16 protein-coding genes are annotated in these 20,748 nt (G+C 51.4%); 6 read left to right on the forward strand and 10 right to left on the reverse strand.

Going from position 1 to position 20,748, the window contains the following annotated elements:
- Positions 1 to 306 precede the first annotated feature (306 nt).
- The 3 genes from ACTQ3A_RS01350 to ACTQ3A_RS01360 all read right to left on the reverse strand — a co-directional run bounded on the left by ACTQ3A_RS01350 (position 307) and on the right by ACTQ3A_RS01360 (position 4,134).
- Positions 307 to 1,158, reverse strand: a complete 852-nt coding sequence (locus tag ACTQ3A_RS01350; protein WP_441493938.1) for a hypothetical protein — start codon at positions 1,156 to 1,158, stop codon at positions 307 to 309.
- A complete protein-coding gene (locus ACTQ3A_RS01355) occupies positions 1,155 to 1,706 on the reverse strand; it encodes a hypothetical protein (protein ID WP_441099163.1) in 552 nt (183 codons plus the stop codon). Before ACTQ3A_RS01355 ends, ACTQ3A_RS01350 begins: the two co-directional genes overlap by 4 nt.
- Before the next feature lie 337 nt (positions 1,707 to 2,043).
- The gene (locus ACTQ3A_RS01360) at positions 2,044 to 4,134 is read right to left on the reverse strand and encodes an elongation factor G (RefSeq protein WP_441493939.1); all 2,091 of its coding nucleotides are present in this window, start codon (positions 4,132 to 4,134) and stop codon (positions 2,044 to 2,046) included.
- Between the two features lie 294 nt (positions 4,135 to 4,428).
- On the opposite strand from ACTQ3A_RS01360, the gene ACTQ3A_RS01365 reads away from it, so the two are divergent.
- The 5 genes from ACTQ3A_RS01365 to xylB all read left to right on the forward strand — a co-directional run bounded on the left by ACTQ3A_RS01365 (position 4,429) and on the right by xylB (position 11,106).
- Positions 4,429 to 5,523 (forward strand): prephenate dehydrogenase/arogenate dehydrogenase family protein, encoded by a 1,095-nt coding sequence (locus ACTQ3A_RS01365; RefSeq protein ID WP_441099165.1) that lies wholly within the window; start codon positions 4,429 to 4,431, stop codon positions 5,521 to 5,523.
- Positions 5,524 to 5,654: 131 nt separating this feature from the next.
- Positions 5,655 to 6,947: a 3-phosphoshikimate 1-carboxyvinyltransferase gene (aroA, locus tag ACTQ3A_RS01370; protein ID WP_441099166.1), complete on the forward strand. Its 1,293-nt coding sequence runs from the start codon at positions 5,655 to 5,657 to the stop codon at positions 6,945 to 6,947.
- 327 nt (positions 6,948 to 7,274) lie between these two features.
- Complete coding sequence (locus ACTQ3A_RS01375; protein WP_441099167.1) at positions 7,275 to 7,895, forward strand: DUF4867 family protein; 621 nt, start codon at positions 7,275 to 7,277, stop codon at positions 7,893 to 7,895.
- Positions 7,896 to 8,076: 181 nt separating this feature from the next.
- Positions 8,077 to 9,570 (forward strand): L-fucose/L-arabinose isomerase family protein, encoded by a 1,494-nt coding sequence (locus tag ACTQ3A_RS01380; RefSeq protein WP_441099168.1) that lies wholly within the window; start codon positions 8,077 to 8,079, stop codon positions 9,568 to 9,570.
- 78 nt (positions 9,571 to 9,648) lie between these two features.
- Positions 9,649 to 11,106: a xylulokinase gene (xylB, locus tag ACTQ3A_RS01385; RefSeq protein ID WP_441493940.1), complete on the forward strand. Its 1,458-nt coding sequence runs from the start codon at positions 9,649 to 9,651 to the stop codon at positions 11,104 to 11,106.
- Positions 11,107 to 11,392: 286 nt separating this feature from the next.
- Here xylB and ACTQ3A_RS01390 read toward each other — a convergent pair whose 3' ends face one another.
- The 7 genes from ACTQ3A_RS01390 to ACTQ3A_RS01420 form a co-directional block, all read right to left on the reverse strand.
- Entirely contained in the window at positions 11,393 to 12,439 is a 1,047-nt protein-coding gene (locus ACTQ3A_RS01390) for an electron transfer flavoprotein subunit alpha/FixB family protein (RefSeq protein WP_441099170.1), read from the reverse strand.
- 17 nt (positions 12,440 to 12,456) lie between these two features.
- Positions 12,457 to 13,251, reverse strand: coding sequence for an electron transfer flavoprotein subunit beta/FixA family protein (locus tag ACTQ3A_RS01395; protein WP_441099171.1), 795 nt, complete (start codon positions 13,249 to 13,251; stop codon positions 12,457 to 12,459).
- An 89-nt stretch (positions 13,252 to 13,340) separates the two neighbouring features.
- The gene (locus tag ACTQ3A_RS01400; RefSeq protein WP_441099172.1) at positions 13,341 to 14,507 is read right to left on the reverse strand and encodes an acyl-CoA dehydrogenase; all 1,167 of its coding nucleotides are present in this window, start codon (positions 14,505 to 14,507) and stop codon (positions 13,341 to 13,343) included.
- Between the two features lie 213 nt (positions 14,508 to 14,720).
- Positions 14,721 to 15,596, reverse strand: coding sequence for a 3-hydroxyacyl-CoA dehydrogenase NAD-binding domain-containing protein (locus ACTQ3A_RS01405; RefSeq protein WP_441493941.1), 876 nt, complete (start codon positions 15,594 to 15,596; stop codon positions 14,721 to 14,723).
- Between the two features lie 107 nt (positions 15,597 to 15,703).
- The gene (locus tag ACTQ3A_RS01410) at positions 15,704 to 16,498 is read right to left on the reverse strand and encodes an enoyl-CoA hydratase-related protein (RefSeq protein ID WP_441099174.1); all 795 of its coding nucleotides are present in this window, start codon (positions 16,496 to 16,498) and stop codon (positions 15,704 to 15,706) included.
- A 99-nt stretch (positions 16,499 to 16,597) separates the two neighbouring features.
- Positions 16,598 to 17,788, reverse strand: coding sequence for an acetyl-CoA C-acetyltransferase (locus ACTQ3A_RS01415; RefSeq protein ID WP_441099175.1), 1,191 nt, complete (start codon positions 17,786 to 17,788; stop codon positions 16,598 to 16,600).
- Positions 17,789 to 18,051: 263 nt separating this feature from the next.
- Entirely contained in the window at positions 18,052 to 19,398 is a 1,347-nt protein-coding gene (locus ACTQ3A_RS01420) for a butyryl-CoA:acetate CoA-transferase (RefSeq protein WP_441099176.1), read from the reverse strand.
- Between the two features lie 459 nt (positions 19,399 to 19,857).
- Between ACTQ3A_RS01420 and ACTQ3A_RS01425 the strand changes: the two genes are divergently transcribed.
- The gene (locus tag ACTQ3A_RS01425) at positions 19,858 to 20,724 is read left to right on the forward strand and encodes a DegV family protein (RefSeq protein WP_441099177.1); all 867 of its coding nucleotides are present in this window, start codon (positions 19,858 to 19,860) and stop codon (positions 20,722 to 20,724) included.
- Positions 20,725 to 20,748 lie beyond the last annotated feature (24 nt).

Raw genomic sequence — 20,748 nt, forward strand, 5'->3', positions numbered from 1 at the left:
CCTGAACGACGCTAACATGTATGAGCATGGAGCGGTGTGAAGCACGGAGCAATCCATAGCTTATACAGTATGTGTCACGACTTATCGTATGGCCGTTTACTGTATAAGCTCTTCGAAAACGCAGACAGGATCGTCACGCGCGAAGCGTGTGTAAGAGACTGTATGCGATTTCGAAGGCAACAGGTATGAGCACGAAGTGACGCTTAAGCGGCACGGAAGTGCGAATACCTGGAGGATTGCGGGAGTGCGAAGCACGGAGCAATCCATAGCTTATACAATATGTGTCACGACTTATCGTATGGCCGTTTACTTTGTCACAAGGTTCAGAATGCGCCCCGGCACATAGACAATTCTCCCGACATCTGATGGCATCCTGCTCCCGAGGGCAGCGGCCGCTGCCCTTTCCGCCCGTTCCCGGGTCCACCCAAAAAGTGCCGGTATCTCGGTTCTTTTTCTTCCATCGATACAGACTGGAAGGCGAACCGGATCACCGGACCTATCTGCATCCCCGGCAATCGGCCAGAGCTCATCCATGACGCTTCTTCTGTCTTCATCTTCCAAAACGTCCGGCACACCGCGATGATATCCGCGCCCATCATGATATCCGCACCCGCCGTACCTTTCCCAAAGCTCCTGTGCGATGTAAGGAGTGAACGGAGCTGACAGAAGAATGTAATTCTTCATAAAAAGAAGTTCTTCCGCAGGGTTCATCAATCCCCGGCCACGCTCCTCCTTACGCAGCAGATTAAGGCCTTCCATCATCGAAGCTGCCGCTGTATTCCACTTAGAACGGCTGACTCTCTCATTCACAGTATATATCAGCTCACGGGCTTCTCCCGGCAGTTTTTCCACGCTGCATGCGTCGAAATTGTCACCAGTCTCTGTTTCATCTGCTGACTCTGACTCATTCGACCGTTCCAGAATCGCCTCCGCGATTCTCCAGTATCTGCGAAGATACCGAAGAATTCCCTCGGCGCACGCTTCATCCCGTTCACTGTTTCCGGGCAGTTTTCCGGAGAACAGGACATACATGCGCATCGCGTCCTGCCCGTATTCCCTTTGATAATACTCCGGTATCCCGTCCCGGGCATCAGCGGAGGGGCCCAAAAGGCCCTGCCACCTTATCTCCAGTCTGCGGAAATTATACGGAGAAATCATGCCTTACCGTCACTTTCTCCGGACTCTGTTTCCTCCCGCTCATCCTTCATGATCCGGGAAAGCTCCGAGCTCATTTCCATAAACTGAAGCATCCGGTCGAGTCCGAAACGATTAACGACCTTTTTCGTAAACTTGTCCACGCGCTTCTCATTATCCGCAAGCATATCAAGCCCGCGCTGGGTAATATTGAGATAAGTGCCTCCGTTTCCCTTCCCATCAAAGGTCCAGGTCACGTAACCGCGGTTTTTCAGTGCCTCGGCCACATGGGAGGTTTCGTTTATCGGAAGCTCCAGCTTCTCCGACAGAACATTCAGATACATTTTCCGATTGTCCTCAGGAAGATCCTTTACATATTCCCGCACGATATGCAATGCCAGGTATTCCGGCATCTTCAGGTTATGCAGAAATTTCTGGTTCTGTTCCTTACCCACAATATATCTGGAGTAAATGAACTTCTCCGCCAGATCCCGCACTTCCTCCGCACTGATGTCAGTTCCCAGAGGATTCCTTCCTGTACTGCCAGCCTCAAATTCCTTATCATTCCCCATTTTCTGTCTCCTTTCCATTGCAGGCGCCCTGATCTCCGCCTCCGTCTTCGCGGTGGCTTATATGGATCCTGCCCCTCCGCCTGTGATGCATTTCTATAACCTTTCTCATCATAACACAAAGGCTGTCCGGAAAGCGAGTTAAAACACTCTAAAACGAGATAAAACACGCTGCGCGAGTTTTATCTCGCTATCGCGACGCTCGCCGCACACGAATACTTCGCATTCGGCTGCGGCTCACTGTTCGCGTAAAAAAACTGTCTGCCGCATCCAGCCTCTCAGCCAATGCAGCAGACAGCAATATTCAACAAAACAGTCTCAGCAGCAAGGAGCCGTCCGGTCAGTCATCAAGCTTCGTAACCTTTCCTGCTCTCGCCTCAACCTGTGCTTTCTGGATCTCCGCCGGAGCCTGCTCATATCTCGCGAACTCATAGGAGAAATCGCCGGCACCTCCGGTCATGGAACGAAGCGTATTGGAATATCCGCTCAGCTCGAGCTGCGGTACCTCCGCCTCGATCTCCGTCTTCCCGTTCCCTGCCGGGTTCATTCCCAGGACGCGTCCGCGTCTCTTGTTCAGGTCACCCATTATATCGCCGGTGAACGCATCCGGTGCAGTCACCTTAAGATCTACAATCGGCTCCAGCAATACCGGATCCGCCTTCATAAAACCATCTTTAAACGCCATAATGGTTGCGGTCTTGAACGCCATCTCCGAGGAATCAACCGGATGATAGGATCCATCATAAAGAATCGCTTTGACGCCGACTACCGGATACGCCGCAAGCGGTCCGGATGTCACCGATTCTGCCAGGCCCTTCTCAACCGCAGGGAAATAGTTCTTCGGAACAGAGCCTCCCACAACCTCCTCTTCAAAAACAAACGGTGTGTTCAGATCGCCCGAAGGCTCAAAGCGCATTTTCACGTGTCCATACTGACCGTGTCCGCCGGACTGCTTCTTGTACTTGGAGTCCACGTCGGATTTCTTGCGGATCGTCTCACGGAAAGCGATCTTCGGCTCAGAGAGCTCGATATCGACCTTATATCTCTCCTTCAGCTTCGCTGCGATTACTTCGATGTGCTGTTCACCAATGCCATAGATCAGGGACTGATGATTTGCCGAGTCATTGACAACCTTCATCGTCAGATCTTCCAGCTGAAGTCTGGAAAGGCCCTGCGCAATCTTATCTACATCGTTCTTATTCAGCGGTTTGTACCGTTTCGCCGTATAAGGCTTCGATACTGCAACCGGGCCGAAGTCAACCGGATGGTCCTTTGTCGCCAGAGAATCGCCCGTCTTTGCGTCGCCGAGCTTTGCCAGCGCTCCGATATCACCCGCATGAAGCTCCGGAACCTCCACAGGTTTGTTGCCGGTCATGACATACAGCTTCCCGATCTTCTCCTCGGAATCCTGCGTGACATTGTAGAGCACGTCATTGGACTTCAGTACGCCGGAGCAGACCTTGATCATGGAATACTTTCCGAGGAACGGATCCGCGATCGTCTTCCAGACCGTCGCGCTCTTCGGGCTGGTGAAATTATAGTCGGCATTGAATACATCATTGCTGCTGCGGTCAAGTCCCGCGCGCGCTCTCCGGGAAGGATCCGGGAAATATTCCACAATATCGTCTAGGAGAATTTTCACGCCCTGCAGATTGATCGGAGATCCCATGCAGACCGGAACCATATCGCCGGAGCCGACATTCATTGCAAGCGCGGCGCCGATCTCCGCTGGAGAGAACTCTTCTCCGTTGAAATAGCGATCCATCATCTCTTCGCTGGTCTCCGCAACCGACTCCAGCAGCGCGTCTCTATATTCAGAGAGGTAATCCATCAGGTAGTCCGGTATCGGGATTTCCTCTTTTTCATTCTTATTAATATATCTGCGGCCCTTGTTCTTCACAATGTTCACATAGCCGATAAACTTCCCGTCCTTGCGGATCGGCATGTGAAGGGGCGCGATCTTCTTGCCGTAAAGCTCCTGAAGCTTCAGCACAACATCACGGTAGGATACATCATCAATATCCATGTCTGTAACAAAAATCATTCTTGGAAGATTGTATCTCTCACAAAGATCCCATGCCTTCTCTGTGCCTACCTGAACGCCGGCCTTTCCGGAAACCACGATTACCGCCGCATCCGCGGCAGAAACTGCTTCTTCAACCTCGCCGACAAAATCAAAATAACCAGGGGTATCCAGTACATTTACCTTGCACTTGTTCCACACAACGGGAACAATGGATGTATTGATCGAAATCTTGCGCTTAATCTCTTCTTTATCGTAATCACTGATTGTATTTCCGTCGTTAACACTTCCGAGACGGCTGGTGATGCCGGAAAGATATGCCATTCCCTCAACAAGGGTAGTCTTGCCTGCTCCGCCGTGTCCGAGTATTACGACGTTTCTGACCCTGTCAGTTCTGAAAACCTCCATAATGTTAACCTCCATACATTTGAGTCGCCTCGAAAGCGCTTTCTCTCTTTCTCGGCGCTATGGATATATTTTACTAAAAACTCGCAATATTATCAACCTTTTTGTGTCATTTACCCAACATTTCCGGAGGTGTGATCATAAAAGAGCTGTTATTCCGCCGCATTTACGTCTTGTTTTTAAACGATTATCGTCTGATCTGCCTTCATTGACTTTTCTCTGTTTATCCAGTACACTGACATAAGTTGTTTTAGCACTTTGACGTGCTGATGTATATTACAGTGAGGAAAAACTCCTATGACTTGTATCGGCTTTATAGGTCTCGGACTGATTGGAGGTTCCCTGGCCAGATCCATCAAAAAATTCCATCCGGATTTTCATATACTTGCATACTCTCACACTCCTTCCACGCTTGAGCAGGCTCTTGCGGCAGGCGCAATCGATGAAGCCCTCTGCCAGAATGACCCGCGCTTCGGAGACTGTGACTTTATTTTTTTGTGCGCACCTGTACAGACCAATATCACCTATTTTCCGTTTCTCAAATCCATCATCCGGAAAGACTGCATACTGACCGATGTAGGCTCCGTTAAGGGCGAGACGACCGAGGCCGCGATCCGGACAGGCCTGGCGCCGAACTTCATCGGCGGCCATCCGATGGCTGGCACAGAAAAAACCGGTTTTTCCAGCTCCACGGATTACCTTCTGGAGAACGCGTACTATTTTATAACGACAAACCGGGAAACTGACACAGAAAAGGTTCATCGTTACTCGGACCTGATCCGGTCCATCCGCTCTCTCCCGATCGTTGTCTCCGCTGAAGAACACGACTACATCGTCGCAGGTGTCAGCCACCTCGAGCATATCGTTGCCTCATCTCTGGTAAATACAGTGAAAAGCATCGATACCCCGGACGAAAAGATGAAGCTCGTTGCCGCGGGCGGGTTCCGCGACATCACAAGGATTGCCTCCTCGTCTCCGGTTATGTGGCAGCAAATCTGCCTCGCCAACCGGAACGATATCCTGAAGGTGCTGGATCGCTACATGGAATTTCTTTCCAATTTCCGCTCCATGATCGATTCGGCTGATGCCGACGGCCTCTACCGCACCTTCTCCTCGTCCAAGGATTACCGGGATTCCATCGATGACATCAAGAGGGGATCGGTTCCAAGGCAATATCTTCTGTACGTGGATATCTACGACGAACCTGGCGGAATCGCAACCGTCACGACGCTGCTCGCCATGAATCAGATCAGCATCCGGAACATCGGCATCATTCACAACCGGGAATTTGAAGACGGAGTCCTCCGGATCGAATTTTATGATGAAAACGCCCGCAATGACGCTGATGACGTTCTGCGAAAGCGAAACTACCTCGTCCGGCGCAAGGTCTGAAAAAAGATTGCTTCCCGCCGTCTCTCTAAATGATTCCGCAGAACTTTCAGATACAATGCAAACGATTCTGCAGAGCTTTCAGATACAATGCAAACGATTCTGCATATCTTTCAGAAGGAAGGAACCGTGTCATGAAATTTTATCCTACAGATAAACCGCTTCACGGACAGCTGGATATTCCGGGAGATAAATCCATCTCTCACCGGGCAGTCATGTTCGGCAGTCTCGCAAACGGGACGACTGAGATCTCCCATTTTCTGCCCGGCGCTGACTGTCTTTCCACCATCAGCTGCTTCCGCAGCATGGGGATCGACATCGAAACCGATCCGGAACACCCGGATCATGTCATCGTCCACGGGAAGGGGCTCCACGGGCTCAACGCTCCGGACACTGTGCTCGATTGCGGCAATTCCGGAACAACGACCCGCCTCATCTCCGGCATTCTCGCCGGACAGGATTTTCCCTGTACGCTCACCGGAGACGCCTCCATACAAAAGCGGCCCATGAACCGGATCATCGAACCACTGACGCAGATGGGTGCATGCATCACCAGCGAGCGTGACAACGGATGCGCGCCTCTTCAGATCATAGGTCAGCCGCTTCACGGCATTACCTATCATTCTCCGGTGGCATCCGCCCAGGTAAAATCATGCCTTCTGCTTGCAGGGCTTTACGCTGATTCTGCCACGACCGTCATTGAGCCGGCTCTTTCCAGAAATCATACGGAACTGATGCTTCGTCATTTCGGCGCCGATTTGTCCTCCGACGGTCTTGCGGCAACGATTCATCCCGGAAATGAGCTCTCCGGAATATCGGTAAAAGTACCCGGCGACATCTCCTCCGCCGCCTATTTTCTGGCGGCCGCCTGTATGATCCCCGGCTCCGAGATTCTGCTGCGGCACGTGGGCACCAATCCGACCCGCGACGGTATACTGCGCGTCATTCAGGACATGGGCGGAACTGTGACCTACCGCAGGCTCTCGGCTTCCGGCGGAGAATCCACGGCAGACCTCGAGGTGCGGTACACTCCGCTTCATGGCACCGTCATTGAAGGCAGCCTGATTCCGACCCTGATTGATGAGATCCCAATCATTGCCGTTCTCGCCGCGACGGCCGAGGGAACAACCGTAATCCGGGATGCCGGAGAGCTGAAGGTAAAGGAATCCAACCGTCTTGACATTATGGTGGACAATCTCTCCCGCATGGGTGTCGACATCACCGGTACCGATGACGGAATGATTATCAAGGGAGGAAAGCCGCTTCACGGCGCGCTCATCGACAGCCACCTTGATCACCGCATCGCCATGTCCTTTGCCATTGCCTCCCTCGCCGCCGATGGCGAGACAGAGATCCGGGACGCCGAATGCGTGAACATATCCTATCCGGAATTCTACCGGGATCTGAAGTCTCTTCTGCAGCAATGACGTAGGCTACGTCGATCTGCGGTCTGCCTCATACCAATTTTCTTCTTCCTGAATAAAAGCTTCACAACACACCGGGCGGTCTTCCCACAGCCGAAGACCGCCCGATCTTTCGTTCTATCTTGCAGTTCTGTTTCTGTTCGGAATCTTCGTCTATATCTCTGTCTTTTTCCTTGTTCTGTTTTTGTTCTGTTTTTTGTTATGTTTTTTGTACCTTTTGTCAAGAAAATGCATCGTATTTCCGGCACAATCTGTTATAATGATAGACGATGACTAGAGAAGTTTTCTATATCAGGACAAACTTCACAGATATTAAGGGAGGTTTTTAGAATGGTAATACATAATGTCCACGATGAATCCTTTCATCCATACGGCCGCGTAATCAACGGCCTCGATGTTTCCGGCATTATGGAGGCTTTAAAGGATACCGAGTGTCCGACGGATCACACCATATACGTCGCATCGGATCCGAAGCTTGAGCAGACCGCATCCGGAGAGAAAGTCCGCCAGATTGTATATGGCGAGCTTCCAGTCCAGATCGGATACTGCAATGGGTATAATGTTTTTCTGAACGCTCTGGAATATCACCGTTCATCCGAGATCAATATTGCAGAGAATGATCTCATTCTCCTTCTCGGAAAGCAGCAGGATATCACAGATGATTTTCACTATGACACCTCAAAGGTTGAGGCATTCCTCGTGCCGGCAGGTACAGTGATCGAGGTTTACGCCACCACCCTTCATTACGCGCCGTGCAGCGTTGACGGCAAGCCGTTCCGCTGTGTCGTGGTACTCCCGAAGGGCACGAATACCGAGCTGACCTCCGCTCACGGGGGAGACAGCGAAGACAAACTGATTACCGCTGTCAACAAATGGCTCATCGCACATCCGGATGCCGGAATCGAAGGCGCTTTTAACGGTCTCGATGGCGAGAATCTCAGGGTGGACTGACCAGCCCATTACCCGGGAAAGCTTCGCAGATCATTTTATTTTATCCCGGAACGCTTCAAAAGTTTTTTATTTTATCCCGAAATGCTTCACAGGATTTTTTATTTATCCCGGAATGCTTCACAGATTCTTTATCTGTCCGGGAAAGCTTCACAGACTTTTTATCTATCAGGAGGATATCATAATGAATAATATTCCAGTTGTAAAAATCGGCATTGTCGGCGTGAGCCGTGACTGTTTTCCGGCAAGTCTCACACTTGACCGGCGCAAGGCTCTGGTAAATGCCTATGCCGCGAAATATAACGCCGCAGATATTTACGAGTGTCCGATCACCATCATTGAGAGCGAGACAGATATGATGAACGCACTCAAGGATGTGAAGGCCGCAGGCTGCAATGCCCTGTGCGTATTCCTCGGCAATTTCGGTCCGGAGATTTCCGAGACGATGCTCGCGAAATATTTTGACGGACCAGTGATGTTCTGTGCCGCCGCCGAAGAGACACAGACCAATCTGAAGGGCGGCCGCGGCGACGCATACTGCGGAATGCTCAACGCGAGCTACAACCTGGCCCTGCGCAATGTTAAAGCCTACATCCCTGATGAACCGGTCGGCGACGCCGATGATCTTGCAGACCGCATCCATGAATTTCTTCCAATCGCCAGAGTTTCCATCGGACTGAACAACCTGAAGATTATTTCCTTCGGCCCGCGTCCGTCCAACTTCCTTGCCTGCAATGCACCGATCAAGCAGCTCTACAATCTGAACGTCGAGATCGAGGAAGAATCCGAGCTTGACCTCTATGAGTCCTATACCAAGCACGCGGATGATGAAAGAATCGCATCTGTTGTCGAGGACATGTCCAACGAAATGGGATACACCGAGGCAAACCGGCCGGCGATGCTCCCGAAGCTTGCGCAGTACGAGCTGACGCTCCTTGACTGGGCGGAAAGCCACAAGGGCTGCAAGGAATATGTGGCACTCACCACAAAATGCTGGCCCGCGTTCCAGGATATGTTCCGCTTTGTTCCCTGCTATGTAAACAGCCGCCTCATGAAGAGGGGAATCCCGGTAAGCTGCGAGGTTGATATTTACGGCACCCTGTCCGAGTACATCGGTCTCTGCCTGAGCCAGGATGAGGTAACTCTTCTCGATATCAACAACTCCGTACCGAAGGATATGTACAAGGAAAGTATCGAGGGCAAATTCGCATACAACTGGAAGTTCAGCGACACCTTCATGGGCTTCCACTGCGGCAACACCTGCTCCAACAAGCTCACAAACCCACATCTGGCTTATCAGGCCATCATGGCGAACACCCATCCGAAGGAGTGGTGCGACGGAACAATCGAAGGCGATATCGTTCCTGGCGACATCACCTTCTACAGACTCCAGTCAACCGCAGACAACAAGCTCCGCGCCTATGTCGCACAGGGCGAGGTCCTTCCGGTTGCGACAAGGTCCTTCGGATCCATCGGCGTCTTCGCGATTCCGGAGATGGGCCGTTTCTATCGTCACTGGCTGATTGAGAAGAATTTCCCGCACCACGGCGCCGTAATGTTCGGTCACTACGGAAAGACTCTCTACGACACCCTGAAATTCATCGGTGTCCCGGTTGATGAGATCGGATACAATCATCCCGCCGGAGACCGCTATGCGGACGAAAATCCTTTTGCCTGACAATCACCAGTAAGCGCCCTGCCCCACAGGCGGGGCGCTGCAATATTTCACAGAAATATATACAGGAGGAACCGCTCTATGTACTATATCGGCATTGACCTTGGCACATCTGCTGTCAAGCTTCTTCTTATGGATTCCGCTGGTACGATCCGGAACATCATCAGCCGCGAATATCCTCTCCACTTTCCTCACCCCGGATGGTCCGAGCAGGACCCTTCGGACTGGTACAGAGAATCCCTGGAGGGCATGAAGATCCTGACCAAAGATATTGACAGAAGCGAGATCGCCGGAATCAGTTTTGGAGGCCAGATGCACGGCCTCGTCATCCTTGATGACAAGGATCAGGTTATCCGTCCCGCAATTTTGTGGAACGACGGTCGCACACAGGAGGAAACCGACTACCTCAATCATACCGTCGGTGAGACTAAAATTGCTTCCTGGACGGCGAATATTGCTTTCGCCGGCTTCACTGCCCCCAAGATCCTCTGGGTCCGCAAAAATGAGCCCGACAATTTCCGCAGAATATGCAAAATCATGCTTCCGAAGGATTACCTTGCATATATGCTTTCCGGGAGCTTCTGCACAGACCTGTCCGACGCATCCGGAATGCTTCTCGTCGACGTGAAAAACAGACGCTGGTCCCCGGAAATGCTTGAGATCTGCGGCATCACAGAATCACAGCTTCCAAAGCTCTATGAAAGCTATGAGCCGGTCGGAACACTCAAGCCTTCCGTTGCGGAGGAGCTGGGCTTTCCCCGCACGGTGAAGATCATCGCGGGTGCAGGCGACAATGCTGCTTCCGCCGTCGGAACCGGAACCGTCGGAAATGAGAGATGCAACCTTTCGCTCGGAACTTCCGGCACGCTCTTTATTTCAAGTTCCTCGTTTGTGGATACCCCCAACCACGCGCTTCACTCCTTCTGCCACGCAGACGGTCACTATCACCTGATGGGTTGCATGCTCAGTGCCGCCTCCTGCAACAAATGGTGGAATGAAGAGATTCTGAATACAAAGGATTATTCCGGAGAGCAGGCATCGATCTCCCGGCTCGGGGAGAACAATGTCTTCTATCTTCCGTATCTGATGGGCGAGCGTTCCCCGCACAATGACCCCTCCTGCAAGGCAGCTTTTATCGGCATGCGCATGGATACGACGCGCGCCGAAATGACGCAGGCTGTTTTGGAGGGCGTTGCCTTCGGTCTTCGTGATTCTCTCGAAATTGCCAGAGGTCTTGGTCTCAATGTAACCCGCTCCAAAATTGTCGGCGGTGGTTCAAAATCAAAACTCTGGATGAAGATCTGCGCCAACGTCATGAATCTGACACTCGATGTCCCTGCCATTCAGGAGGGCCCCTCTCTCGGCGGCGCCATGCTGGCGGCTGTCGGCTGCGGTGAATTCGCTTCTGTCGAGGACGCGGCAGATCGCATCATACATGTCACAGATACAATCGAGCCAGACCCGGTTCTCACGGAAAAATACGAGGAGAAGTATAACCGGTTCCGTAAATTCTATCCTGCTCTCAAGGGCCTGTTCTGACATGAACGAGATAAAACACGCTGCGCGAGTTTTATCTCGCTATTGCGACGCTCGCCGCACACGAATACTTCGCATTCGGCTGTGGCTCACTGTTCGCGTAAAAAATAAAAGGAGGGCTTTCACACGAATTTCATCGCGTGAAAGCCCTCCTTTTTCTGTTTTTATAAATCCTGCGGATTCTGTTTTCTTTTATCCCGGATGTCAGAATTACTTATTCCGATATTTTGCTCAGGCTTTCCTTACAATATCAGCCATCACATCAGAATCTCTCATTCTGATATTTCATTCAGGCTTTCTTTGCAATCTCAGCCTTGATATCCGCCGTGAGCTTCGGAACGATCTTGTTCAGATCTCCGACGATTCCGATGTCTGCAACATCAAAGATCGGCGCGGATTCGTCCTTGTTGATCGCGATGATCAGGTCGGACTCCTCCATACCAGCTACATGCTGGATGGCTCCGGAAATACCGATTGCGAAATAAATGTTCGGACGAACGGTCTTGCCTGTCTGACCGACCTGCAGGTCCTTCGGTGCCCATCCGTTATCAACAACCGCACGGGAGCAGGACACCTCTCCGCCAAGAACATCCGCCAGGTCTCTGAGGATCTGGAAGTTCTCCGGGCTTCCGACACCACGGCCGCCGGATACCAGAATCTTTGCCTTCTGGATATCTACCGTCTCGGTGACCTTCTTTACGACCTTCTCGATCGTGACATAGCGGTCATCCGGAGTGAATCCCGGATTGTAGTTAATAACCTCAGCCTTTGCGCCCTTGATCGGCGTGATCTTCTCCATAACGCCGGGACGGACGGTCGACATCTGCGGTCTGTTGTCCGGGCATGCGATGGTGGCAATGGTGTTGCCTCCAAATGCCGGACGGGTCATGAGCAGCTGATTGTGCTTCTGCTCCTGATTCGGCTTCGGCTGAAGCGGGAAATCTCCGATATCGAGGGAGGTGCAGTCCGCGGTAAGTCCTGTATGAACACGGGCCGATACCGTAGGTCCGAGATCGCGTCCGATCGCGGTTGCGCCTACCAGCATGATCTCCGGCTTGTACTTCTCGATAACGGATGCCAGTGCGTGTGCGTAAGGCTCCGTGCGGTACTCCTTCAGTTCCGGATCATCCACAACGATGACCCTGTCCGCGCCGTACTCGGCAAGTTCGTCCGCAAGGTCTCCAACCTGGTATCCGATCAGGACCGCGGTAACCTGTGTGTTCAGAGGCTTTGCCAGGTCTCTCGCCTTTCCGAGGAGCTCGAAGGCAATGTTGTCAATGTGATTATCTACCTGCTGTGCAAAGATATATACACCCTTGTAATCTTCTAAACTCATTCTACTCACCGCCTTCATCAAATATAATGTCTCTTTGTCAGTTCTTCGCAGATGACAGCCGCACCGGCATCCGGATCAAGATCCTTGAACATGGTGCCTGCTCCCTTGCGTACCTTGTCGGAAGCCTTCGCGATCTTTGTCGGAGAACCAGCGAGACCGCAGTCCTCATCCTTCAGTGTAGTCAGATCATCGCGGTTGTAAGTGGTGATTTCCGCGTCAACCGCATCCCAGATTCCCGCCGGAGTCATGTAGCGCGGAGGATTCAGCTCGGAAAGAGCTGTGATCAGGCAGGGCATCTTTGCCTTCAGCACATGATATCTGTCGTCGAACTGACGCTCAACCTCTACGGTCTTCTCCGCCTCGTTCACCTTGATCGCCTGCGCATACGAGATCACCGGAATGCCGAGATGCTCCGCGATCTGCGGTCCAACCTGCGCGGTATCGCCGTCGATCGCCTGACGTCCGGTGATGATCAGATCATACTCTCCGATTTTGCGGATTCCGGCAGCAAGCGTCGAGGAAGTCGCCCAGGTATCTGCTCCGCCGAGCTTACGGTCGGTCAGAAGAACGCCTTTGTCCGCGCCCATCGCGATCGCCTCGCGAAGAACATCAGCTGCCTTCGGAAGTCCCATGGTGAGAACCGTAACCTCTGCTCCGGTCTCGTCCTTGATTCTCAGTGCCGCCTCAAGTCCGGCCTTGTCGTCCGGATTCATGATGGCAAGCATAGCCGCACGGTCCAGGGTACCATCCGGTTTGAATTTGACACCGCCTGCGGTATCCGGTACCTGTTTAATACAAACAATTATCTTCACGGTATATTCCTCCTGTTATTTCAGTAAACCGCATACAGTCTCCTACACACGCTTCGCGTGTGACGATCCTGTCTGCGTTTTCGAAGAGCTTATTTCAATAGATTCGCAGAAATAACCATACGCATAACTTCTGCGGTTCCCTCATAGATCTCGGTGATCTTTGCGTCACGCATCATACGCTCTACGTCATACTCTCTGATATAACCATAACCGCCGTGGAGCTGTACGCATTCTGTCGTGACATCCATCGCTGCCTTTGCCGCGAACAGCTTTGCTTCTGCAGCCTCTACGCTGTATGTGGATGCCGGTGAGAATCCGGCAGCGTCCTTCGCGCAGGCTGCCTTATATACCAGAAGCTGAGCCGCGTCACAGGTCGTCTTCAAATTTGCCAGCTGGAACTGTGTGTTCTGGAACTGCGCGATGGAGCGTCCGAACTGCTTTCTCTCCTTCGTGTAGGCAACCGTAAGGTCAAGTGCGCCTTCCGCAAGACCAAGTGCCTGTGTCGCGATTCCGATACGTCCGCCGTCCAGCGTGTGCATGGCAATTCCGAAGCCCTTGCCCTTCGCGCCGAGGATGTTCTCCTTCGGAATACGGCAGTCCTGGAAAATCAGCTCATAGGTCGCGGATCCGCGGATACCCATCTTCTTCTCCTTCGTTCCGAAGGTGAAGCCCGGTGTTCCCTTTTCCACGATGAATGCGGAGATCTCTTTCTGTTTTCTGCCGCGTTTCTCAACGGTTCCCGTTACCGCGATGATAATGTAGACATCTGCTTCCTTGCCGTTTGTGATGAAGCACTTGGAGCCGTTCAGTACCCACTCGTCTCCGTCAAGAACCGCCTTTGTCTGCTGTCCCTGCGCGTCTGTTCCGGCGCCGGGCTCTGTCAGACCGAAGGCACCGAGCCACTCACCTTTTGCGAGCTTCGGAATATATTTCTTCTTCTGCTCTTCAGTACCAAAGGTCATGATCGGGTCGATGCACAGTGAAGTATGAGCGGAAAGAGCAACCGCAGTCGTTCCGCAGACCTTTGCGATCTCCTCCAGGCAGAGTACATACGTCAGCTCATCGCAGCCCTGTCCGCCGTACTCTCTGGGCGCGGTAATTCCCATAAAGCCGTATTTTGCAAGCTTGTCAAATGTCTCGCGCGGAAATCTCTCTTCCTCATCGATCTCCTGCGCAAGAGGCTTTACTTCATTCTGCGCGAAGTCTCTGAAAAGAGATCTCGCCATTTCATGTTTTTTATCTAACGTGAAATCCATGTCTAACCTCCAAACGTTATTATAATCTCTTCCGGAAAGCAAAACGGGCAACCGCACGCGTGAACCGGTGGCAGATACGTCTGTACAGCCACTCGATGCAGCGCCGGAAACCGGAGCCGGACGTCTTTTCGAAGGTGTCCTGAAAGGACACGCGTTTATCCGGCAAACGGACGCAGTGCTCCGCCGCCGGAAAATGTATGCTTTATGATTTGATTACTTCTTGTCGGTCGGAACCTTTCCGCCATTGGAGTAATCATAGAATCCGATTCCGGTCTTGACTCCGAGCTGTTTGCCGCGAACCATCTTGCGAAGAAGCGGGCATGCGCGGTACTTGGAATCACCGGTCTCTTTGTAAATGACATCCATGATGGCAAGTACAATATCAAGTCCGATATAATCTCCCAGCTCAAGCGGTCCCATCGGATGGTTGCATCCGAGCTTCATAGCGGTATCAATGCCTTCAATATCAGAAACGCCTGCAGCGTATACACAGATTCCTTCATTGATCATCGGCACAAGGATACGGTTTACAACGAATCCGGCTGCCTCATTAACCTCTACCGGAGTCTTGCCGAGCTTAACCGCAATCTCCTTGACCCGGGCAACGATCTCAGCAGGAGTGTTGATTCCGGCAATAACCTCTACCAGCTTCATAACCGGTGCCGGATTGAAGAAATGCATTCCGATGACCGGTTTTGCAAGTCCGGATCCGATCTCGGTGATAGACAGGGAAGAAGTGTTGGACGCGTAGATGCAGTTCGGGTTCTTTACGACGTTCTCCTGAAGATCCTTGAAGCAGTTTTTCTTGATTTCCATATTCTCAAGAGCAGCCTCTACGATCAGATCAGCATCTGTGCAGATTGTGTTCAGTCCGGTTTCGATCTTGCCAAGGATTCCATCGACAGTTGCCTGGTCAATCTTTCCCCGCGCCACTCTCTTATCGAGGCCCTTCTTGATCTTCGCGAAGCCGCCGTCAGCGAATTCCTGCTTGATATCGCAAAGATATACCTTCTCCACTTCGTCGCACTGTGCAAATGCCTGTGCAATACCGGAACCCATTGTGCCGGCGCCAATAATACCAACTTTCATTGCTGTACCTCCTGCATAGATTATTCTATAGTGATGGAAACAGTATCTGGTGTCCGGCTTCGGAACGCGAAAAAACCGGCGCCGGACACCTGTACTGTATTATACGATTACTTGTTCTGGAATGCCACGTGTTTTACCTTCTTCGGGTCATCCTTTTTGCGGAGGAAATTTGCCATTCCCTCTTTCTGATCCTCGGAATTGAAGCAGGAACCGAAGAGCTTCTCCTCGATCACAAGTGCATCATCGATATTCTCCTGAAGGCCCTCATTAACCGCTTTCTTGCATGCTCTTACCGCGATCGGCGCATTGCCCGCGATAATGGAAGCAATTTTTTTCACCGTTGGCATCAGCTCTTCCTGTGGCACCACCTGGTTGACAAGACCAATGCGGAACGCCTCATCCGCCTTGATGTTTCTTGCAGTGTAGATCAGCTGCTTTGCCATTCCCGGTCCTACCAGACGAGCAAGTCTCTGTGTGCCTCCAAAGCCCGGCGTTATTCCAAGACCGGCTTCCGGCTGTCCGAATACGGCATTCTCAGAGCAGATGCGGAAATCACAGCTCATTGCGATCTCGTTGCCGCCGCCCAGAGCAAATCCGTTAACCGCGGCAATGACAGGAATCGGGAGCGTCTCAATTTTGCGGAACAGGTCATTTCCCTTCTTGCCGAAAGCCTCTCCCTCGGCAGCTGTCAGGGTGCTCATCTCTCCGATATCCGCACCGGCCACGAAGGATTTATCGCCGGCGCCGGTGATGATAAGGCAACGGATGGTATCAAGATCAATGCCCTCAATCACCTTCTCCAGATCGTCAAGAACTTCGCTGTTTAATGCATTCAGAGCCTTCGGGCGGTCAATAGTGGCAATTGCTACCGCGCCTTCGGTTTCATATGTAACATATGCCATGATAGAAACCCTTTCTTATCCAATATGATTCAGGAGCCGGAAACGGCTCTCCCTGTGCAGGGAAAAACAGCTCCGTTTCAGCTCCTGATAAGTTTCCGTTTACTCCTCGTATCTCTCTACCGCGGTAGCGCAGCCCATGCCGCCGCCGATGCAAAGAGTTGCAAGACCTTTGTTCGCTTTTCTCTTCTGCATCTCATAGAGCAGGGTAACAAGGATTCTTGTTCCGGAGCATCCTACCGGATGTCCAAGAGCGATTGCTCCTCCGTTTACATTCAGCTTCTCCGGATCAAATCCGAGTTCCTTGGCAACTGCGAGAGACTGTGTAGCAAATGCCTCATTTGCCTCGTACAGATCGAAGTCCGCAACGGTCATTCCGGTCTTCTTCAGCAGATTTCTGGTAGCTACGATCGGTCCTACGCCCATGATAGCCGGATCAACACCGCCGAGCGCGCCTGCGATCCAGGAAGCCATCGGCTTTACACCGAGCTCTTTTGCCTTGGATTCTGTCATTACTACAACTGCTGCCGCACCGTCATTGATTCCGGAAGCATTACCCGCGGTTACAATTCCGTCCTTCTTGAAAGCGGGGCGAAGCTTTGCAAGTCCTTCTGCTGTTGTTCCCGGACGCGGTCCCTCATCGGTATCAACGATGGTAACCTTGCCCTTACGTCCCTTTACCTCTACCGGAACGATCTCATCTTTGAACTTGCCCTCTTCTATTGCCTTGCAGGCCTTCTGCTGAGATTTTGCGGAGAACTCGTCGAGCTCTTCTCTGGTCAGGCCGTATTTCTCGGCAACATTCTCAGCTGTGATTCCCATATGATAATTGTTGAACGCATCGGTAAGAGCGTCATGCGTCATGGAATCAATCAGTGCTCCATCGCCCATTCTATATCCATAACGTCCGTTCTGCAGAAGGTACGGAGCCTTGGACATGCTCTCCATGCCGCCTGCAACAACGATTTCTGCCTCTCCAGCACGGATCATGTCTGCTGCCATGTTCACAGCCGCAAGTCCGGAACCGCAGAGAATATTCAGAGTCATTGCCGGAACTTCAACCGGAATTCCTGCATTTACGGAAGCCTGACGGGCAACGTTCTGTCCCTGTCCTGCCTGAAGTACACATCCCATGTATACCATGTCTACCTTATCCGCCGGTACTCCGGAGCGCTTCAGAGCCTCTTTGATAACAATTGTTCCGAGATCAGCAACCGGAACTGTGCTAAGTTCTCCACCCATCTTACCGATCGCAGTACGGCAGGCGCCAGCAATAACAATTTTCTCAGCCATATTAAAGCCTCCTTAAAAAATAAATATTTAGTACGTGAAATATGTATTTCCTCATGAATCACCGTCAGGAAAAAGCCGGAACGCTGTACCGCGTCTTCTGATCCAGACCGCCGGAACAATGCTCGTTTATTTCTTAACGATGTAATCATAATACCCCTATTCCGCCTTTTTGTCAAATATTTATCAATCTTTATTTCAGAAAAAACTTACTAAATTTGGATTGCAATCTTGTATAGTTTTTTCCTTGACATCGCCGCCGCATGTCATCTCTTATTGGACCGTCTCCAGATGTTCATTTTCTCCGCCTCACGGATCAGTTCATCCCGTACCTTCGGATGTGCGATATTGATCAGCTGTTCCGCTCTCTGCCACATGGAGAGCCCCTTCAGGCAGACCTTTCCATATTCGGTCACGATATACATCGTGTTCGCGCGGGTATCTGTAACCACGCTTCCCGGGGTCAGCGTCGGACGGATCCGGCTCTTGATCTCCCCGGTCTTTTTGTCCTTGTACGCGGACGACAGGCAGATAAAGCTCTTTCCGCCCCTGGATTTGTACGCTCCAAGTACAAAGTCGAGCTGTCCGCCGGCTCCCGAAATATTCTTGATCCCAGCGCTCTCGGCGTTAACCTGTCCGTAAAGATCAATGTCCACAGCGTTATTAATAGAGATGAAATTATCAATCGCGCCGATGGTATCGATGTCGTTGACATATCCGACAGAGGCAGCCATACATTCCGGATTTCCGTCCAGATAATCGTACATTCTTCTGGTACCGGCGCCGAAAGCGTATACCTGAAGCCCCCGGTCAATGTTCTTCTTTGATCCGTTAATTTTGCCTGCCTCTGCCATATCTACAAAGGAATCCACATACATCTCCGTGTGTATACCAAGATCCTTCAGGTCACTTTCTGCAATCATTTTGCCGATCGCGTTCGGCATTCCTCCGATGCCCAGCTGCAGGCAGGCGCCGTCCGAAATTTCCGGTACCACAAGCTCCGCGACCGCCTTATCCACATCGCTGGCCTCTCCTCCTGCCGGCACCTCGTCAATCGCAGGATCATCTCCCTCGACGATCATATCGATCTGGTCGATGTGCACGTAATTATCCCGGGTTCCGAGGCATACCGGCATGTTTTTGTTCACCTCTGCGATTACGATATCTGCCGTCTCCACAACAGCGCTCATCTGACTCGCGCAGGGACCGAAATTAAAGTAGCCGTGTTTGTCCATTGGCGATACCTGAAAAATTGCCACATTCAGCGGCATCGTGCTTTCTCTGTAGAGGCGCGGCAGCTCAGAATAACGAAGCGGCGTATAAAAACAGAAACCTTTGGAGACCGAATGTCTCTCCACCGGGTTCATATGCCAGCTGTTCCAGATAAAATGCTCCGCCGGATTTTCAATTCCGAAGATAGCCGGAGCATGACAGAGAACACCGCCGCGGATGTTCACGTCATGAAGCTCAGGCATTCTCTTTGCCAGAGCTTTATCAACCGCGACATTCGTACCGACACACCATCCGTAATCAACCCAGTCGCCGCTCTTTATCACGGAAGCTGCTTTCTCGGCCGTTACCAGTTTCTCTTTATACTTTTCATCGTAATTCATCAGCTCATTCCTCCTCTTCCAGACGCCTTTCCGTTTCCATTTTCAGGGATCGCGTTTTTATGATATTTTTTTAACAACCTATCTGTATTTTACCATTTTTGTGACAGATGTAAATTATTTTTCTGCTATTTTCTTTTCCCGCTATTGTCTTTCTGTTTCTTCGCCTCCTCCATTTTCCGTTTACATCCGGTTCTGTATATAATTTTGCATTGGTTACCAATCACAGTTAGAAAAGACAGTTTTTTCACATTATCCGCCACACCTCAAGGGCAGTCTTCATGGAACAGCCCTGCCGAAGGAAGCACCACAAACGGAACAATTTTCCACCAACAGTCTGACCGGAACAGCAAGAACAGCGAAAATTCCTGCTTTGCACTGTTCATTTCTTTCGAAAAAGGATATACTGAGTTTAAGCGTCTGCAACAACTCAAATTCATGGCGCTGGACAGGAGAATATATATGAGAGAGATTCTCATATCAACAGAAAGCGGATCCGATCTTCCGGAATCACTTGTACAAAAATATCAGATCCATGTTGTTCCAATGCATGTCATTATGAACGGCGAGTCATTTGACGACGGTCATTTTCCGATTGACCGCGTTTTTGACTATTTTGACGAAACCGGGAGGATACCGACGACATCCGCGGTAAATGAAGGCGAATACATCGACTTTTTCCACAAGCTGCAGGAAGAGCATCCCGGATGTGTGATTTATCACTTTGCCTACTCTGCCGCCGCATCAAGCACATATGACCACGCCCGGCTTGCCATTGATGACGAGGGTTTTCAGGATGTCTATCTGATTGATACAAAGTCTGTATCCGGAGGCTGCACCGCTTACATTTCAGAAGCATACCGTCTGATCCGGGAACGCGGGGAGCATATCACCGATTACAGCGCCTTCGCGGATGAACTCCGATCCATCTCAGATCATATCGAATGCCAGTTCATCCCGGCGACACTCGCATATCTGCGGGCTGGCGGAAGAGTATCCAATGCCTCATACATTGCCGCCAACATCCTCAATCTGAAACCTCTGATCGAGATTGACAGCACCGGTCACCTGATCGCAACCAGGAAATACCGGGGTTCCATGCGCAAGATTGTCGATAAGTTCTATCGGGATTTTCTCAGCCGTTATGACTGCCGCAAGGATACCCTGTATCTGATGTACGGAAAGGGACTCGCTCAGGATGTTCTGGACCGCATGAAGGAAATCGCCATCGAGAGTGGATTCCGGAATACTGAGTATGTCATGACCGGCTGCACCATTTCCTGCCACGGCGGAAAAGGTGCCATGGGCATCGCTGCGGTCACTGTATAAGCTTGGGCGGCTGTTCTGCATAAG

It is taken from the genome of Bilifractor sp. LCP21S3_F8 (assembly GCF_052117805.1).
Classification (GTDB): Bacteria; Bacillota; Clostridia; order Lachnospirales; family Lachnospiraceae; genus Bilifractor.

What these genes read in the sequence shown, in the direction of transcription:
- ACTQ3A_RS01350 (WP_441493938.1), bottom strand. Translation starts at nt 1,158, where the DNA reads ATGATTTCTCCGTATAATTTCCGCAGACTGGAGATAAGGTGGCAGGGC.
- ACTQ3A_RS01355 (WP_441099163.1), bottom strand. Translation starts at nt 1,706, where the DNA reads ATGGGGAATGATAAGGAATTTGAGGCTGGCAGTACAGGAAGGAATCCT.
- ACTQ3A_RS01360 (WP_441493939.1), bottom strand. Translation starts at nt 4,134, where the DNA reads ATGGAGGTTTTCAGAACTGACAGGGTCAGAAACGTCGTAATACTCGGA.
- ACTQ3A_RS01365 (WP_441099165.1), top strand. Translation starts at nt 4,429, where the DNA reads ATGACTTGTATCGGCTTTATAGGTCTCGGACTGATTGGAGGTTCCCTG.
- aroA (WP_441099166.1), top strand. Translation starts at nt 5,655, where the DNA reads ATGAAATTTTATCCTACAGATAAACCGCTTCACGGACAGCTGGATATT.
- ACTQ3A_RS01375 (WP_441099167.1), top strand. Translation starts at nt 7,275, where the DNA reads ATGGTAATACATAATGTCCACGATGAATCCTTTCATCCATACGGCCGC.
- ACTQ3A_RS01380 (WP_441099168.1), top strand. Translation starts at nt 8,077, where the DNA reads ATGAATAATATTCCAGTTGTAAAAATCGGCATTGTCGGCGTGAGCCGT.
- xylB (WP_441493940.1), top strand. Translation starts at nt 9,649, where the DNA reads ATGTACTATATCGGCATTGACCTTGGCACATCTGCTGTCAAGCTTCTT.
- ACTQ3A_RS01390 (WP_441099170.1), bottom strand. Translation starts at nt 12,439, where the DNA reads ATGAGTTTAGAAGATTACAAGGGTGTATATATCTTTGCACAGCAGGTA.
- ACTQ3A_RS01400 (WP_441099172.1), bottom strand. Translation starts at nt 14,507, where the DNA reads ATGGATTTCACGTTAGATAAAAAACATGAAATGGCGAGATCTCTTTTC.
- ACTQ3A_RS01405 (WP_441493941.1), bottom strand. Translation starts at nt 15,596, where the DNA reads ATGAAAGTTGGTATTATTGGCGCCGGCACAATGGGTTCCGGTATTGCA.
- ACTQ3A_RS01410 (WP_441099174.1), bottom strand. Translation starts at nt 16,498, where the DNA reads ATGGCATATGTTACATATGAAACCGAAGGCGCGGTAGCAATTGCCACT.
- ACTQ3A_RS01415 (WP_441099175.1), bottom strand. Translation starts at nt 17,788, where the DNA reads ATGGCTGAGAAAATTGTTATTGCTGGCGCCTGCCGTACTGCGATCGGT.
- ACTQ3A_RS01420 (WP_441099176.1), bottom strand. Translation starts at nt 19,398, where the DNA reads ATGAATTACGATGAAAAGTATAAAGAGAAACTGGTAACGGCCGAGAAA.
- ACTQ3A_RS01425 (WP_441099177.1), top strand. Translation starts at nt 19,858, where the DNA reads ATGAGAGAGATTCTCATATCAACAGAAAGCGGATCCGATCTTCCGGAA.